General features: G+C 46.2%; 7 protein-coding genes. 1 reads left to right on the top strand and 6 read right to left on the bottom strand.

Annotated elements, in window-relative coordinates; genetic code table 11:
* Window positions 1-157 precede the first annotated feature (157 nt).
* From HYN43_RS11455 to pbpC, 3 genes are all read right to left on the bottom strand, one after another.
* Entirely contained in the window at window positions 158-1,855 is a 1,698-nt protein-coding gene (locus tag HYN43_RS11455) for an ABC transporter ATP-binding protein (RefSeq protein ID WP_119409477.1), read from the bottom strand.
* Complete coding sequence (locus tag HYN43_RS11450) at window positions 1,848-2,564, bottom strand: 3'-5' exonuclease (RefSeq protein WP_119409476.1); 717 nt, start codon at window positions 2,562-2,564, stop codon at window positions 1,848-1,850. The genes HYN43_RS11455 and HYN43_RS11450 overlap by 8 nt, the downstream gene beginning before the upstream one ends.
* Window positions 2,565-2,650: 86 nt before the next feature.
* Entirely contained in the window at window positions 2,651-5,041 is a 2,391-nt protein-coding gene (gene pbpC, locus HYN43_RS11445) for a penicillin-binding protein 1C (RefSeq protein ID WP_119409475.1), read from the bottom strand.
* 82 nt (window positions 5,042-5,123) lie between these two features.
* On the opposite strand from pbpC, the gene HYN43_RS11440 reads away from it, so the two are divergent.
* Window positions 5,124-5,849, top strand: coding sequence for a glycosyltransferase family 2 protein (locus HYN43_RS11440; protein ID WP_119409474.1), 726 nt, complete (start codon window positions 5,124-5,126; stop codon window positions 5,847-5,849).
* On the opposite strand, the gene HYN43_RS11435 is transcribed toward HYN43_RS11440, so the two are convergent.
* From HYN43_RS11435 to HYN43_RS11425, 3 genes are read right to left on the bottom strand one after another with little or no spacing between them, the layout of a single operon-like run.
* Window positions 5,836-6,588, bottom strand: coding sequence for a 4'-phosphopantetheinyl transferase family protein (locus tag HYN43_RS11435; RefSeq protein ID WP_119409473.1), 753 nt, complete (start codon window positions 6,586-6,588; stop codon window positions 5,836-5,838). The genes HYN43_RS11440 and HYN43_RS11435 overlap by 14 nt on opposite strands.
* A gap of 2 nt (window positions 6,589-6,590) precedes the next feature.
* On the bottom strand, window positions 6,591-10,610 hold the full coding sequence (locus HYN43_RS11430) for a non-ribosomal peptide synthetase (protein ID WP_119409472.1): 4,020 nt from the start codon (window positions 10,608-10,610) through the stop codon (window positions 6,591-6,593).
* A gap of 2 nt (window positions 10,611-10,612) precedes the next feature.
* On the bottom strand, window positions 10,613-17,284 hold the full coding sequence (locus tag HYN43_RS11425) for a polyketide synthase (RefSeq protein ID WP_119409471.1): 6,672 nt from the start codon (window positions 17,282-17,284) through the stop codon (window positions 10,613-10,615).
* Window positions 17,285-17,390 lie beyond the last annotated feature (106 nt).

Genomic DNA, 17,390 nt, shown 5'->3' with positions numbered 1-17,390 from the left:
TATATAACTGATTATTGAATGCGCAGGTTTAAGCGTCTACGCTTGAACCATTTTTTGTGAGGGTCCATGCTCCCGAAGCAATTCAATTAAGCGTGGACGCTCAATTTTAGGATAGTTCAAGCGTGGACACTTGAACCTGCGATTATTTTAAATATAATCACCCCGGTATCGAAGCAATCAATTTCTTAGTATAATCCTCCTTTGGCCTGTAATAAATATCATCCGGATAGCCCATTTCCACTATCTCACCCTTATTCATCACCATCATCCTGTCGGAGATATGCTTAATCACGGCCAGATCATGTGAAATAAAAATATACGTAAGTTTCAATTCCTCCTGCAATTCGCGGATCAGGTTTAATACCTGAGCCTGTACCGATACATCAAGCGCCGAAACCGACTCATCACAGATAATAAATTTAGGCTGCAAGGCCAAGGCTCGTGCTATCACAATGCGCTGCCTTTGCCCACCCGAAAACTCGTGCGGGTAGCGGTTAAAATGAGCAGGTAACAGGTTTACGCGTTCCAGCAATTCCAGCACCTTGCGCTTTCGTACGGTATCATTATCGTAAAAACCATGCACCTGTAAGGGTTCCATTAACGATTGGCCGACGGTAAGTTTGGGGTTTAATGATGAATACGGATCCTGGAAAATGATCTGGATCTCTTTCCTGATCTGCCTCAGATCATCCTTTTTAAGCCCGCGCAGATCAGTATCGTCAAAGGTGATCTTACCCGACGTAGGTTCTATCAACCTTAAAATACTCCTGCCCAATGTAGTTTTGCCACAGCCCGATTCACCCACCAAACCCAATGTCTCGCCGGGATAAACTTCAAAACTTACGTTATTAACGGCTTTTACTATATCGCTTTTGCGTTTAAAAAATCCACTCCCGGTTGGAAACCAGGTACTTAATGCCTCTGCTTTAAGCAAAGGTTGCTGGTTATATAATTTCTTTTTTCGTGCCGATATTTCATCTGCGGGATAGTGATATCGTTCCCGGATTTCCTCAATGGTAACCGTCGGTTTATTTTCACCCAAAAAATCGGCTACCACCGGGAGCTTTTTTAAATGCTGATCAGGAACCGGGCGGCAAGCCAGTAAACCTTTGGTATAGGGATGTTGCGGATTGGCAAAGAGTTGGTTAACTGTCGCTTCCTCAATAACCTCTCCTTTGTACATTACCAAAACCCGGTCGGCTATCTGTTTAATTACCCCTAAATCGTGCGAAATGAAAATGAGGCTCATCTGCCGTTCGGCTTTAAGCTTGTTCAGCAAATCGATAATGGTTTTTTGCACCGTCACATCAAGGGCAGTGGTCGGTTCATCGGCTATCAAAATTTCGGGGTTACAGGCCAATGCCATGGCAATCATCACCCGCTGCTTTTGTCCGCCCGAAATCTGATGGGGGTAGCTATCAAATATAGCCTCGGGGCGGGGGAGTTGAACTTCTTTAAAAAGATCAATAGTTTTTTGTTTTGCCTCTGTTTTGTTCAAACCTAAATGCAGCCTGATAGCCTCGGTTAACTGGAAACCACAGGTAAGCACCGGGTTAAGCGAGGTCATGGGCTCCTGGAAAATCATCGCCACCTGGTTACCGCGCACCTGCTGCATTTCATCTTCAGAAAGTGAACAAAGGCATCGCCCGTTTAAAAGTACATGTCCATCCAAAACGGTTTGTTCGGCATTGAGCAAACGCATAATAGCCAGCGATGCAACCGATTTGCCTGAGCCAGATTCGCCTACAATGCCAATGGTCTCTCCTTTTTTTAGCGTGAAAGAGATTTCCTTAACAGCTTTAAAGCTGTTTTTTCCGCTACGGAAGCTTACCGATAAATTTTCTACCTCAAGCATTGCCGCCAACTATCGTAATACAATCATCCGTTATCAGTTCTTCGCCGCGATACCGCCTTAACAGTTGTGCTGTTACTATCACATCCTTTTGGCAATAGGTACAAATCCGCTCCAGTTGGTTTTCCTGCCAGTAAACCCGGCCAACGTCGCTGCCGTCTATATCATCTTTAGAGGTAGGGATATTAAAAATGGCCGAAAGCAGGTTAAGCGAAGTATAGTGTTTATGGTCGCCAAATTTCCAGAGCTCCATGGTATCTAAATGGATAACCTCCCAGGGCTTTTTGCCGGCTATCTGTAACTGCGGCGGAAAAGGCATCCCGTTAATAAGCAATCGCCGGCAGATGTACGGAAAATCGAACTCCTTACCATTATGCGCGCATAAAATAAGGTTGGCAGGCTGGCTAAAAAGCAGGTTGGTAAATTTGGTGAGCAACTCCTTTTCATCGTGCGAGGCAAACGATTTTACCCGCAGACCCGTGCTTTTGCCCGCAGTAAAAATCCCGGCCGAAATGCAGACTATCTTTCCAAACTCAGCCCAGATGCCGGCGCGTTCATAGTAAGCATCGGCGGGCTCATCCTTGCGCTGGTATTGGGTTTTAAGCTCCCAGAGTTTTTGCAAATTCTCGGGCAGTTGATCGTGGCTGCTGTATTGCGGTACTGTTTCAATATCAATTATCAGTATGTTATGCAGATCGTACTGTTCAAGCATCCGGGTAAAAATTTGAAAGCAAGATAATAATAATGTTAAAAGTTAAAGAGAGGGAGCAATGTCTTTACAGGCAGATTACAGGGGCTTTATTTACTCAGGATCTCAAAACCGATGCTGATGGTGTTACCGTTGCTATCAACCAATGTAAGGATATGCTTGCCCGGAGGCGGATTTAAGGCCATCTGGTGAAAATCTTTGGTTTCGCCCATATACCGATCGTCCAGGTGCCAGAATATTTTTACGCCGGGTTGCCGGTGCGCCGCATTGCAGATCATCCGGCCCCGGGTACCATCGGCTTCAAGGGGAACATAGATCTTTGCACCGTTTTTGGGGTAGATCACCTCCATGGTATTGCTATTTTCGTTCTGCGCACAATCAGCCCTGAAGGGCGGTAAAACATGGTACTGATAATTACGTGCCTTGTAATAATATTCCATCGAAGGCGGCAGTACAAACCAGCTTTTATTAAGGATGTTATCAGGTGTTTCGCAATTGCCATTTACCTGCCATCGGGCATCAGCCGATAAATGTACCAGTTGATGGTAAGGGCATACCGGTGCCCTTAAGCCGCTTTTAGGTACGTATTGTTCATCAATATCCTGGCAATATTGACCGGCACGATAACCGCTTTGATGGCATACATTTATCTTCACCATTTCGCCTGCGGGCATCTCAAACCAATCGCGCGAAACCGGGAGCAGCCTGAAAATCTCGAAGAGGGCAGGGGCGGCAGTATTAATCCCTGTTAACCCCGGCCTGCCTTCGCCATCGGTATTCCCAACCCAAACCCCTACAACATATTTAGGTGTAACGCCAATGGCCCATCCATCTCTGAAGCCAAAGCTTGTCCCCGTTTTCCAGGCCACTCGCTGCGATGAGCTGAACTGCTGCCATAACATTTCCTCGCCCGGGCGCATAACCTCTTCCATAGCCTGAAAAGTATAGTAAATTGACGCGGCATCCAATAATCCTGATGTATGAAGCTCCGGTTTACCGGTTTCCTGCCGGCTGTAAACCGGGCTGTGAAAATCTGCCGGGTTATATTGCCCTTTGTATTTGTTATAGTGATTCAGCACCCGCCCCATATCCGCATAAGCGCCACTTAACTCCCAAAGGGTATTTTCGCCACCGCCCAATATTAATGATAAACCGTAATGATCGGCAGGTTTGGTTAGCGTGCTGATGCCTGCCTTATGCAAAAAATCGTAAAAACGCTCGTATTTATATTGCTGCAGCATTTTTACAGCCGGCACATTTAGCGATCTTGATAAAGCTCTTGAAGCCGGCACCGCACCATCATAGCCCAGATCAAAGTTTTCGGGGTGATAGCCTGCTATCAGCGTGGGTACATCAGGCATTAAGCTATTGGGCAAGATCAGGCCATCATGCAGCATCGCCGCATACAGCAAAGGTTTAAGTGTGCTTCCGGGGCTACGGGGGGCATCAATCACATCCACATCGCTTTCCATCTGCGGGTCTTCGCGGTGCGAGATATTGCCGGCGTAGGCCAGCGTAGTTCCGGTTTCAACATCAAGCACAATGGCTGCTATGTTATTGATGTCGTTGCCTTTCAGCAATTGATGATGCTGCTCTAAAATATCATTCACCTGTTGCTGCAATGATGAATTGATACTGGTGGTGATGCGGGTGTCTCCATCGGGCTTAATTTTGTGATCGGCCTTAAAGCGTTGCAACAGGTGGGGGGCAAGTTGTGGCAAAGGCATTGGCCTGTCGGGTACGGGCTCCAGGCGGGCCAGCACAGCGGTAATGCTGTCAATAACACCGGCCTTTTGCAGTTTATCAAGCAGCGAATTGCGTTTTTTCAAAAGGATTGTCCGGTTGCGGCCGGGGTGTACCAAGGATGGTGAGTTGGGCAATACCGCCATGGCCGCCATTTCGCCCCATGATAATTTATCCGGGCTGCGGCCAAAATACCGCCATGAAGCAGCATCTAAACCGATAACATTGGTGCCAAAGGGTGCATTGCTGGCATATAAAGCTAAAATCTGTTTTTTGCTGTAGCTAAGCTCAAGGCGCATGGCCATAAAAATTTCCTTAAGCTTGTTCCAGATGTTGCGGTTATGTTTGGTGGCTAAACGAATTACCTGCATGGTAATGGTACTGCCGCCGCTGGTCACTTTTTTTGATGACAGGTTTTGCTTGATGGCACGACTAAACGCGATAGGGTCAAAACCGGGGTGATGTTCAAACCGTTTATCCTCAAAGGCAATAATACATTGTTTAAACTTTTCGGGTACATCAGGGTTGTACGGAAAGCGCCATTGCCCGTCGCTTGCTATAGAAGCGCCCAATAGTTCACCTTGTTCATCATCAATAACATACGATGTTGGGCTGCGAAATAGGGGGCTTGGCAAACAAAACCAGAATATCAGGGTTAAAACAAACAAAAGCGAAAGTATGATGATCACTTTCGGCTTTTTTAGCAGCTTTTTTGTTCGTTTTAATAAAAAATGCATTATTAAATATAAAATATTAAACAGGTAAAGGTTTATACAATTATAATTGCAGCAAATATCTACTTAGGCAATATTACGATAAATGACGATAGAAAAATTATCAATTATTATTCCGGCTTATAACGAGGCGAGGACCATCCATCTTATTTTAGATAAAATTAAAACCGTAACTCTCCTCAATGATATTAAAAAGGAAGTGATCATTGTAAACGATTGCTCGAAGGATGATACCGAAGGTGCTGTTTATCACTATAAAGCATCAAATCCCGATCTTGACATCCAGTACTTTAAACACGAAGTAAATAAAGGCAAGGGGGCTGCGCTGCATACCGGCATCGCCAAAGCCACCGGCGAATACCTAATCATTCAGGATGCCGACCTTGAATATGATCCCGCCGAATATAACGATTTGCTGAAACCGGTAATAAACGGCTTTGCCGATGTGGTTTATGGTTCGCGCTTTATGGGCAGCAACCCACACCGCATCCTCTTCTTTTGGCACACCATAGGCAACAGGTGGTTAACCTTCGCATCAAACATGTTTTCCAACCTTAATTTAACGGATATGGAAACCTGTTATAAGCTCTTTAATACCAAACTCATCCAATCAATAAAACTCACCGAAAAACGTTTTGGCTTTGAGCCGGAGGTTACCCAAAAAATCTCGCGTGTTCCAAAAATCAGGATCTACGAGGTGGGCATATCCTACTATGGCCGTACTTATGACGAGGGTAAGAAAATAGGATGGAAGGATGGCGTTAGGGCGTTTTACTGTATTGCCAAATACGGCATGTTTAAATCGAAGTAAGGTTAATATCCCAAAATTTAAGTTCAGAATCATTATCGGCTTCATAAGCTACCGTTGCCAGGTTGCCGGCATCAAGCTCAAAACTTGCTAAAGCTATATCCTTAGATGAATTGATGATGTTGTTAGCTATGAGGTGTTTATGGTTTAATGACGGGATTGCTTTTAGTCGTTCATCCAGTCCTTGTCCGGTTAGTTTGGTGGTAGCTTCTTTACGTGTCCATAACAGGCAAAAACGCCGGTGTGATTGATTCTGTTCAATATAGTTTGTCTCTTCTTTATTGAAGTGATCTGGGAGGATATCTGCATAGGCGAATACGGGATCTATTTTTTCCGTATCTACACCAATTGGCTTTTTTGAAACCGCGATCAAAGCCCATTTATCCGAATGGGATATGTTATAGTTGATCGGTTTATCGAAATTTGCTAAAAACGGTTTCTTATTTAGGCCGATGCCGAAACGGATATCGCGGGCAGGCTGATTGATGTACCGGCCCAAAATAACCCTTAACACGGCCCTGCTTATTGCAAACCGGTTTCTGTCTTTTTCCTGGTAATAGCGACTGGCACGTTCTATTTCGTCTGGTTCCAGTATAGGTAAAAAACGGGGAATTAAATGGAGGTTAGCTTCGAGACTGATGCGCCATACATCGATGTCATCCGTTAAGTTAAAAGAGCACCCGGTATCCTGCTGCCAGTTAACAACATCAAGATACCGGATATCTACAGTAATCCCGGCCATAGCTATTTTTTAGCTGCCTCATCAAGGCATTGCTGCAAAATGCGGGCAAAGATCTTGTCGTTTGGCGCTTTAAATATCGAGTTATGTTCGCCTGGGATGGGATGTACGTTAATGCCCTTTAAAGCATAGGGTTTCCAGCCCAGGTTTTCAAAATCGTCCATATAAAAAGTATGGGTATTGGCCCTGAACAATTCGATGGCGATGTTATAAGGTTTCAGTTGGTAACGACGCTCGGCAAGCTGATTCATTTCGTCAATTTTGTTTGAATAACCGAAAAAACCTTCCTGCTGATTATCATTAGTTAACTTCCATAACATCCTTGTGGCATGGCGTTTAATATTTTTTGTTTTCTCGGTGAGGCTTTGCGACAGGCCTTCGGGCGTAAATAAGTTGTATTTAAGCTTGCGCATAAAAAACTTGGCCCTTTTGGTTTGCATGGTAAGCCAGGGATCAAAAAATGGTGAACGATAGGCATAGGTATCAAACATGGCCAGCATTTTTACCTGTTTGCCTTGTGCCTCCAGTTGCCGGGTCATTTCCCAGGCTATGATGCCGCCAAACGAATAACCGGCAAGCGCGTATGGCCCGTTAGGGTTTTGTGCCTGTATGGCGCCGATGTAATGCGCGGCGATATCTTTGATCTCGCTCAGCGGTTCGTCAATACCGTTAAGGCCTTTTGCCTGTAAGCCGTAAACCGGCTGGTCGGCATCCATGTTGATGGCCAGCGCGTTAAATAGCAATACATTAAGTCCGGCACCGTGTACAATATACAAGGGCATTTTGCTGCCATTGGGCTTTATCGGCACTAACGAATCCCAAACAATGGATTTGCCGTCCATTTCCAGCATGAGGGATAATTTCTCAACTGTCGAGTTTTCAAACAGCGCGGCAAGCGGTAACCGTTTGCCGGTAACCTTTTCAATGCGGGCCATTACCTGCACGGCTATCAGCGAGTGCCCGCCCATCTCAAAAAAATTATCGTAAACGCCTACTTTGTCAATCTCTAAAAACTCGCTCCAGATATCGGCAACCAATTTCTCTACATCGGTGCGGGGAGCTACGTACACGTTTACCGCCTCAGCTATTGGTGCCGAGGTTTGGATCAGCGCTTTTTTATCCATTTTACCGTTTGGTGTAAGCGGAATAGCCGTAATCACGATAAAATCATCGGGCACCATATAATCCGGCAGGGCATTTTTAAGTGATGACCGCCAGTTTTTTTGCCGCGCAATTTCATCTTCCATCAGGTAATTATCATCAATGGTAATGTAGGCTACCAGTTTATTGATCCCTTTTTTATCGGGCTGCGCTACAACCACCGCCTGTTTTACGTTTGGCTGATTGATGAGATGATATTCAATTTCGCCGGTTTCAATGCGATAACCGCGAATTTTGATCTGGGCATCGGCACGGCCAAGGCATTCAATTTCGCCATCTTCCATAAAGCGGCCTAAATCGCCGGTACGGTACATTTTATCACCGGCGTTGTCTGAAAACGGATCGTCAATAAACTTTTCGGCCGTTAGTTGGGGTTGGTTCAGATAACCGACGGCAAGCCCGTCTCCGCCAATATAAATCTCACCTATAGTGCCGGTATCCAGCGGGTTAAGGTTTTTATCTAAAATATAGATCGAGGTGTTATCTATCGGTCGCCCTATGGTTATAGCTACATCATCAGCCTTAATTTGTTTGATGGTTGACCATATTGTGGTTTCCGTTGGTCCGTATACATTCCATAGCGATGATGCTTTGCCTAAAATCCTTTCGGCTAATTCTTTAGGTAAGGCCTCGCCGCCGCAAATTACTTTTATCGGCGTATTTTCATCCCACCCTGCTTCAAGCATAATGCGCCAGGTATATGGCGTAGCCTGCATGGTGGTTATGTTTTCCTTGCGGATGATGTCCAACAACGCACGGCCGTCTTTAGCGGTATTGGTATCGGCAATTACAACCTGGGCGCCGCTAAGCAGGGGAAGGAATAGCTCAAGCCCGGCAATATCAAAGCTGATGGTTGTAACGGCAAGCAGTTTATCAGCCGCCGTCATCCCCGGTCGCTTTTGCATGCTGTACAGGAAATTTACCAGGCTATGCTGGCTGATTTGTACCCCTTTAGGCATACCGGTTGAGCCGGAGGTGTAGAGAATGTACACGAGGTCGTCGCCTGTAACTTCAACAACAGGTTCTGTTGCCGGATATTTTGAAAGATCGGGCCAGATGTCTTCGATGATTAGTTCAGTAGCTTCTGATTGATAATGCCCCTGGTATTTTGCCGATGATAACAATACCACGGCTTTTGAATCGCTGAGCATGTAATTGATCCTCCCGAGCGGAAATTGCGGATCGAGCGGGATATAAACAGCCCCGGCTTTCATAATACCCAAAATCACCACAAGCATTTCTGCCGACCTGTCCAGGGCAAAAGTCACCTTATCGCCTTTTTTAACACCTTTATCAATCAGTAAGGCCGCTAAACGGTTGCTGTTTTCGTGCAGTTGGCTGTAACTCAGACTTTGGTCTGCAAATTTTACGGCTATTGCATCGCTTTGCCAATTGATTAGTTGGTGCAGCGCTTTGTGCTTAGGATAAGCCACCGAAGTGTTATTCCAGGCCTTTAGCTTTTCAATTAACACTGCACGGTTGGCAGCAGAAACACTGCCTATCAATACCTCGGGATCATTTACCAATTCATTCAACAAAAACTCAAACTCATCCATTAAATTGCGGATGCATTTTTCGCTGAATAACTGCGTGTTATATGACCACTCAAGAACTAAAGCTTCATCCCGCCCGGAGATGTTCACAAAAATCTCGAAGCTTTCATATTCGCGCGGGTTGCTGGTTAGGTGATGCTTCAATCCGTAAAAATCAACATCATCATCCATACCCATATCAATGTTAAACATTACCGGTACCAGTGGCACCCGTGATGCATCGCGGGGGATGGCAAGCTTTTTCAGTAATTCGCCAAAGGTATATAACTGATGGTCGTACGCATCAAGGATAGCTGTGGTACGCTGTTTCAGATAACTTTTGAATGATTGTGCGGATTTAGGCGCACTTCTTAAAGCCAGCAGGTTAACGCAGTGGCCAACCAAACGGTAATTACCCGTAGCTGATTGCCCAGCGGCAGGCAAACCCAATATAATCTCGTCCTGCCCGGTTGCGCGCTGTAAAAAAACCTCGAACGCCGCGAGTAATGTAGTTACAAAACTACTGCCATTGGCCTTGCCCAGTTGTTTAATCCGGGATACCAATTGTTTATCAACCGGAAGATCGAGCCGGTGGCTTTTATAGGTACGCACAGCAGGCCTTGGCAAATCTGCCGGCAAATCCATCAAATAATTGCTGCCTTTAAACTCGTTAAGCCAGTATTGTTCAATATCTTTAAATTCTTTGCTGCCGGTAAATAAAACCTGCTCATTTGAGTAGTCAATAAACGATGGTCCGGCAGGAAGCTTAAGCTCTTCGCCCCTGGTGTAAGCCGAATATAGCTTGCTCAAATCCTGCATCATAATACCGATAGACCAGCCATCGCAAACAATGTGGTGTGCTATAAAGGTTAGGCGATGTTCCGTTTCACTCAATTTAATCAATTGCACTTTAAACAGAGGGCCCGTTACAAGGTTAAAGGGAGTAAATGCATTTTGATTATTCTGCTCGGTGATAAAAGCATGTTGTTCGGCAGTTGTACGGGTTGATACATCAGCAAAACTGAAATCGAGCGCGAGTTCTTTATATACACAGATATATTTACCATCGGCACTAAAAGCCATACGCAGGGCCTGGTGCATATTGGTAATTTCCTGTAAGGCCAGCAGCATAGCATCCTGGTTTAGCTGGCCTGTAAGCTGTAATGAAAATGATTCGTTATAGGCACAGTTGGCTTCATCGCCGCCAATAAGGCATGATGCCCAGATTTCGAGCTGTGGCTCGGTTGATGGAGCAATGGCAAAAAGCTCTGGTCCGGCAAAGGGGTCAAACTCAACCGGGATAGTATTGTATATGGTAGTAGTAGTGGCCAAAATTAGTTGCTGCTGATTTTTACCTGTAAATATTTGCCGGGGTTTTCCTCGTCGCTGATAAACCAGCCTGGATTGCCATCTTTATCGCGGCCCAGTTTGGCACCAGGTACCGGCGGCTCGGCCGGCAAGCCATTTTTTTTAGGTTCGGATTCAACCGGTTCGGGTTTGTTGGTTGGCATAATACCTGCCTCAATCAGTTCGTAAACACTTTCGCTGAATTTGCTGATGATCTGATCTATATCTTCATCGGTATGCGCAGCCGTGATAAAGCAGGGGAACAGATCCCAGATGTGGATCCCTTTCAGGCGCATCAATGTAAACAGCAATTCGCCGTAGGCAAGTTCGTAATCAAACTTAATTTTCCATAACGAACCGAATGAAGGTATATGAAGCGGCAGACCTTCTTTTTCGCAAATAGCATTCAGGGCATCGGCCAAACGCAGGGTCATGTTATTTAACCGCTCCTGTAAAGCCGGGCCCTGTTCTTTCATGTAAAGGAGCGAGGCCTTGCCTGTAGCCAGTGCTAAGGGGTGGCGTACAAAGGTGCCCGCAAAATAGGTTACACCGGCCTGCGGCGATGAATCGTCGCCGTATTGCCAGGTGCCGCCATCAAGTGCGTCCATGTATTTGCTGATGCCTGCAATGGCACCTATAGGCATGCCGCCGCCTATTACCTTGCCGTAAGTACCCAAATCGGCCTTAATACCAAATATAGCCTGGGCACCGCCGGGATGCATCCTGAAACCGGTGATCACCTCATCAAAAATCAATACCGTTTCTGATTGCCGGGTAATTTCGCGCACACGCTTTAAAAACTCAACCGGGCGAAAGTCTGGCCTGCGGCTTTGTACCGGTTCAACCAGTACGGCGGCAATTTCGTGAGCACGTTCGGCAATGATCCTCAGTGATTCTTCGGTGCCGTAATCCAAAATCAGCATGTTCTGAACCACCTCGGGCATAATACCCGGAGCGGCCGGAACTGTTTTAAGTTTTTTGGTGCCGCGAACAATCACCTCGTCATTAATACCGTGGTACGACCCGTTAAAGGCCACTATAATAGAGCGGCCGGTAACCGTGCGGGCAATGCGCATAGCTCCTAAAACAGCTTCCGAGCCTGTATTACATAAGGCTGCACGGTCAAAATTGGTAAACTCACAAATCAATTTGGCAACCTCGCCGGCAAGTTCATGCTGCGGGCCTATTTCGTAGCCTTTTTCAACCTGGTCAAGTACTGCCTGTTTCAGGATCTCGGTTTGATAGCCTAAAAAGTTTGAGCCAAAACCGTTCAGTGCGTCGATGTATTCGTTACCGTCAATATCCCAAACCCGGCTTCCTTTTGATCGGTTAACAATGAGGGGGTAAACCACTTCTTTGGTTAACGGACGGAAACCGCTTACAACCCGCGGATCGGCCATGTAGGGCCTGTCCATTTGGGTTTGTACTTTGCTGCCTTTGGTTTTGGCATTATATTTTTCTGTAAGATCTTTTAAAAAGGCCTGTTGCTTGTCATTTAAACCCTGTACCTGTTTTTCAATCCGCGCAGTAGCGCCGAATGGTTTTTTTAGTTCAACCTGCTCTTCGGGCGTAAAATCGGCCACTAAAGATAAAAGCGATTTGGCCGGTGTTGCCGCAGGGGCAGGCGCATTAAATGTTTGCGGGGCAGATGCTGCTACAGGCGCTGCACTATTACCCTGTATTAAAGTTAACTGGCTGGCCAGTAGTTGTAGTTGCTGAGAGATGAGGCTGATGGCAATATCATTACTGCTTTGCCCTCCGGTAAACTGCGACGCATGCGATGCCGGGAATGAATTAGCAGTAGGAGCGGGCACCGGATTTTGTTGATGCTGAAATGCCGGATTAACCGAAGGCGCTACCTGCGGCTGGAAAGCATCGGCCGGCAACTGGGTGTCGAGGTAAGCCGCCAGCAGCTCGAGGCTGTTGTATTCTTCAAATAGCTTCCGGAAAGTGATAGGCACGCTGAAAATCTTTTTCAAATTGGTGGCTATCTGTGTTAATGATAACGAATCGAAACCGATTTCGATAAAGCTAAGGCCTGTGGCGGCCATGTCAATTTCAATACCGGCGGCATCTTCAAATACTTCCTTCAGCTTGTCAATTAAAATATCCTTCCTCATCGGTATAATTTGCGTAGTAGTAGTTTCTGTTTGTTGTTGTGTTAAGGTTTCGGGCACCATATTTATGGTTACAGCAGGCTCAAGCCAGCACCGTTTATGATCGAAAGCGTAGGTTGGGATATCAATCCTTTTACGGTTTTGCCCCAGATAAGTTGCCTTCCAATCGGCTTCAATGCCGTTAAGCCAAAGCTGGCCAAGGGCTTTCAGCAGGCTATGGTATTCAGACAGTGTTTCGCTCTTTTCAAAACCGCTGATAACCGGAATAGTTTTACCTGCCGTGTGCTGGCGCGCAAGTGTAGCCAGGATATTACCAGGGCCGCTTTCAAGCAATAACCTGCCCTCATTTGCCAATACGGTATCCAAAGCGGCTGCAAAGCGCACAGTTTTACGCAGGTGCTGTGCCCAATAATCAGGATCGGTAGCTTCGGCCTCGCTTAGCCAGGTGCCCGTTACAGTTGACACCACGGGTTTTAGGGGCGGATTTAATTTTACCGATTGTACAACGGCTTTAAATGGCTCAACCACATCATCCATCATTAACGAATGGAATGCGTGGCTGGTGAGCAGTAATCTTGCCGGGATTCCTTTTTCTGTAAGCAGGTTAGTAAATGCAGTAATTTCGTTTTCCGGCCCTGCAACTACGCACAGTTTGCGGCTGTTTACCGCTGCTATAGAAAGTGTTGCCGGTAAAATCTCTTTCAATTTACCCTCTGCAACCCGTACCGAAAGCATTTGGCCCGGTGCTGCGCTGCTCACCAAACGGGCACGTTCTGAAATAAGCAATAAAGCATCTTTCAGGCTGAAAACCCCGGCAAGGTGGGCCGCTACAAACTCACCAATGCTATGGCCCATTAAAACGGAGGGCTGTATCCCCTTGCTCATCCATAGCTTAGCCATGGCATATTCCAGGATGAACAGCGCAGGCTGGGTATAAAAAGTGTTTTTTATTTTTTCTGCGGATTGTGCATCGGCCGTGTTTGGAAAAATGATATCGAGCAAGCCTGCATGTACGGTATTTTGCAGAAGCGAGACACATTCGTTCACCGCATCAGCAAAAACAGGCTCCGGTTGATACAAATCATGGCCCATATCAGCGTACTGTGATCCCTGGCCGGGGAACATGAATACCACTTCGGCAGGGATATCAAGCAGCCTTTTTGTTGCTGATGGATCAGTTTCGGGCGAGTTTAGTTTTGACAGTAGCTCATCAGCATCAGAGGCAACAACAAAGCGCCTGTAGCTAAAGCCGGGCCTTGTAGTTTGCAACGTATAGGCAACGTCATTGATATCGATATCTTTATTGTTGCCGATAAAGCCGACAAGTTTTTTGGCGTAGTTAGTTAAACTGCTTTCGGTTTTGGCCGACCAGCTAATCAGCTTTAACGGTTTATCTATGCCAGCCTGTTCGCCTACCGGCTTTTTATATTCATCAACAATAATATGCACATTGGTACCACCCACGCCAAACGAACTGATGCCCGCGCGTTTAGTTTCGGAATTCCAATCGCTCAGTTGCGCGTTTACAAAGAATGGGCTGCCGGCAATATCAATATTGGGATTGATCTGTTTAAAAAACAACGAAGCCGGAATTTTACCATGCTGCATACCCAGCACCGTTTTAATCAATCCGGCAACGCCCGAAGCCGCTGTGAGGTGACCCAAATTGCTTTTTACCGATCCTATGGCACAATACTGTTTTTTATCCTGCCTGCCGAAGGCGAGGTTAAGGCCTTCAATCTCTATCGGGTCGCCAATAGGGGTGCCGGTGCCGTGGGCCTCAACATAATTAATGGTTGACGGATCAATATCAGCATCGGCAATGGCCATAGCAATTGCGCCGGCTTGTCCCTGTGCGTTGGGACCTCCAAAGCTGCCTTTTTCGGCTCCATCGTTATTTACGCCTATACCTTTAATTACCGCATAAATGGTATCTCCATCACGTTCCGCATCTTCCAGGCTCTTCAATAAAACCACACCGGCACCATCGCTAAAAACGGTACCCGAGGCTTCCGCATCAAAAGGACGGCAATGACCGTCGATACTCATGATGGAACCTTCCTCATAAATATGCCCGCTTTTTATGGGTGAGGTTATCGAAGCAGCACCCGCCAGAGCCACATCACACTGCCCGCTGCGAATGCTGCTAACAGCCTGTGTAATGGCAAGCAATGATGTTGAACAGGCCGAATAAACCGCTACTGCCGGTCCTTTCAGGTTTAGCTGGTAAGCCGTACGTGTAGCTATATAATCTTTTTCGTTAAGCGTACGTACCTGGAAATGGCCGGTGCTTTCAACAATGGCCGGGTTGGTGAGTACGTTGTTGTTGTAATAGGTATTGTAGCCGCAGCCGGCAAAAACACCTACAGAGCCATTATGTTTTTGTGGCAGATAGCCGGTTTTTTCCAGGACCTCCCATGCAAGTTCTAAAAATACACGCTGCTGCGGATCCATCAGTTCGGCCATACGGGGGGTGAAGCCGAAAAAAGCGGCATCAAATTCTTCAGCACCGTTGATAATGCCTCTTGCTTTTACGTAGGCCGGGTTGGTTTTTTCGCCAAGCGGTACATATTTATCCAGTTCCTCTTCGCTGAAAAAGCTGGTGCCTTCACGGCCTTCGGCCAGTAACTGCCAAAATTGTTCGATAGTATCGGCACCGGGGAACCGGCCCGCCATGCCTATAATGGCCACGTCGCTATTGTGATCCGCAGCTTTGATTTTTTTTGTGGAAGTGAATGTTTGCTTATCTGCTCCGCTTATCAAATTTGCTATGCCCGCAATAGTGGGGTATTGATATAATTTGGTAATAGCCACTTCATAACCGAAGCGTTGTTTCAACACGGCTACGGTTTTTAAAGCGAGTAGAGAATTGCCGCCCAGCTGGAAAAAGTTATCATTAACGCCAACCTTATCAAACTGCAACAAGTCAATTAAAACTGCTGCGATGTTTTTTTCTGTTTGGGTTGACGGTGCTTTATAAAGTACATCCAGTTCGGGGCGTTTAATATCGGGTTTGGGTAATGCCTTCCTGTCAACCTTGCCGCTGGTGGTTTTAGGCAACTCCTTTAGCCATACATAGGCCGAAGGCAGCATATAATCGGGAAGGTGTTCTTCCAGATTTTTGCGTACGGCTTCAGTATTTTCATCATCGCCTGAGGCCACCATATAAGCAACTAATCGCTTTTGACCGGCGGCATCTTCGGGTGCAGTTACAACGGCTTGTTTAATATTGTCAAGCTGGCTGATCAGTACTTCAATTTCGCCAATCTCAACCCGGTTACCACGGATTTTTACCTGGGTATCCCTGCGGCCAAGGTATTCGATATTGCCATCGGGCAGGTAACGGGCCAAATCGCCGGTGTGGTAAATGCGGATAGTTTTTCCGTTTTCCGTCCAGTCGATAAATTTTTCGGCAGTAAGCTCCGGTTTATTCAGATAGCCGTTGGCTAAACAGATGCCCGATGCGCAAAGCTCGCCGGTTTCGCCATCGGCAACCCGTTGCAGGTTTTCATCAAGCAAAATTATCTCGGTATTACTTATGACTATGCCAATTGAGGGGAGGCCTGGCCATAACGAGGCATCACCATCAAGCTTAAGTTGGGTAATTACGTGCGTTTCTGTAGGGCCGTATTGGTTATACAAAACAGCTCCGGGCAAGGCTTTAAAAAAGCTTGCTACCTGCGGTGTGATTTTTAATTGTTCGCCGGCTGTCATTACTTCCTTTAAGGATGCCGGAATGTGGTTATTGGCTGTAGCAGCTTCTGTTAAATACTGCAATACCACAAAAGGTAAAAATATGCGGTGGATGCTGTTTTCATCAATAAACTGCAGCAGCTTAACAGGGTCGATACGTAGTTCTTCATCAACCAAAAACAACGTTCCGCCTGTACCCAACGTAGCGAAAATCTCCTGGAAGGATACGTCAAACGTTAAGGGTGCAAACTGCAGCGTATTTACCCCCGGTGCTGATATGGAATTTTCCTGTTGCCAATACAACAGGTTAACTAATGCGGCATTGCCCATTGATACGCCTTTGGGGGTACCGGTTGAGCCGGAAGTATAAAGTACATAGGCTATATCGGGTTGCCAATCCGCAGAAATTGATTTAGCAGCAACATCATGAATTATATCTGAGGGCAGGATAGTAACAGGCAAACCATCAAACAAATGTTTACTGGCAGATGAAGCAAGGCAAACTTTAATACCCGAATCGTTGATGATAGTTTCCAGCCTGTCTTTTGGATATTCAGGGTCGAGCGGGAGGTAGCCTTTTCCGGCTTTCAGAATGGCTAATACACCAACAATGGTTTCAATTCCGCGGGTGGCGCTAACGCCTATAATCTGGTCGGTTGGATAAGCAGCAAGGATGGCCGATGCAAGATTATCGGCTTTATAGTATAGTTCGTTATAGGTTAACTGCCCGCCCTTGTGCACAACAGCAACAGCATCGGGTAATTTTATCCGCTGTTGATCAAACAAGTCGTACACATAAGGGGTAGCAGATTCCCCGTTAGCAATTATGGTTCCCGGCTCAATATTCATTAAAATCAATAAGGTTTGATCGTGGTTAGCGATCTGAAATATACTTTTAAATTATGTGACAGGTAATTTAAAAAGCAGTTGAAGATAATGATTTTTTAATGTTGTA

The sequence above is a fragment of the Mucilaginibacter celer genome, assembly GCF_003576455.2.
Lineage (GTDB): Bacteria > Bacteroidota > Bacteroidia > Sphingobacteriales > Sphingobacteriaceae > Mucilaginibacter > Mucilaginibacter celer.
This window is presented reverse-complemented; position numbering and strand designations above follow the sequence as displayed.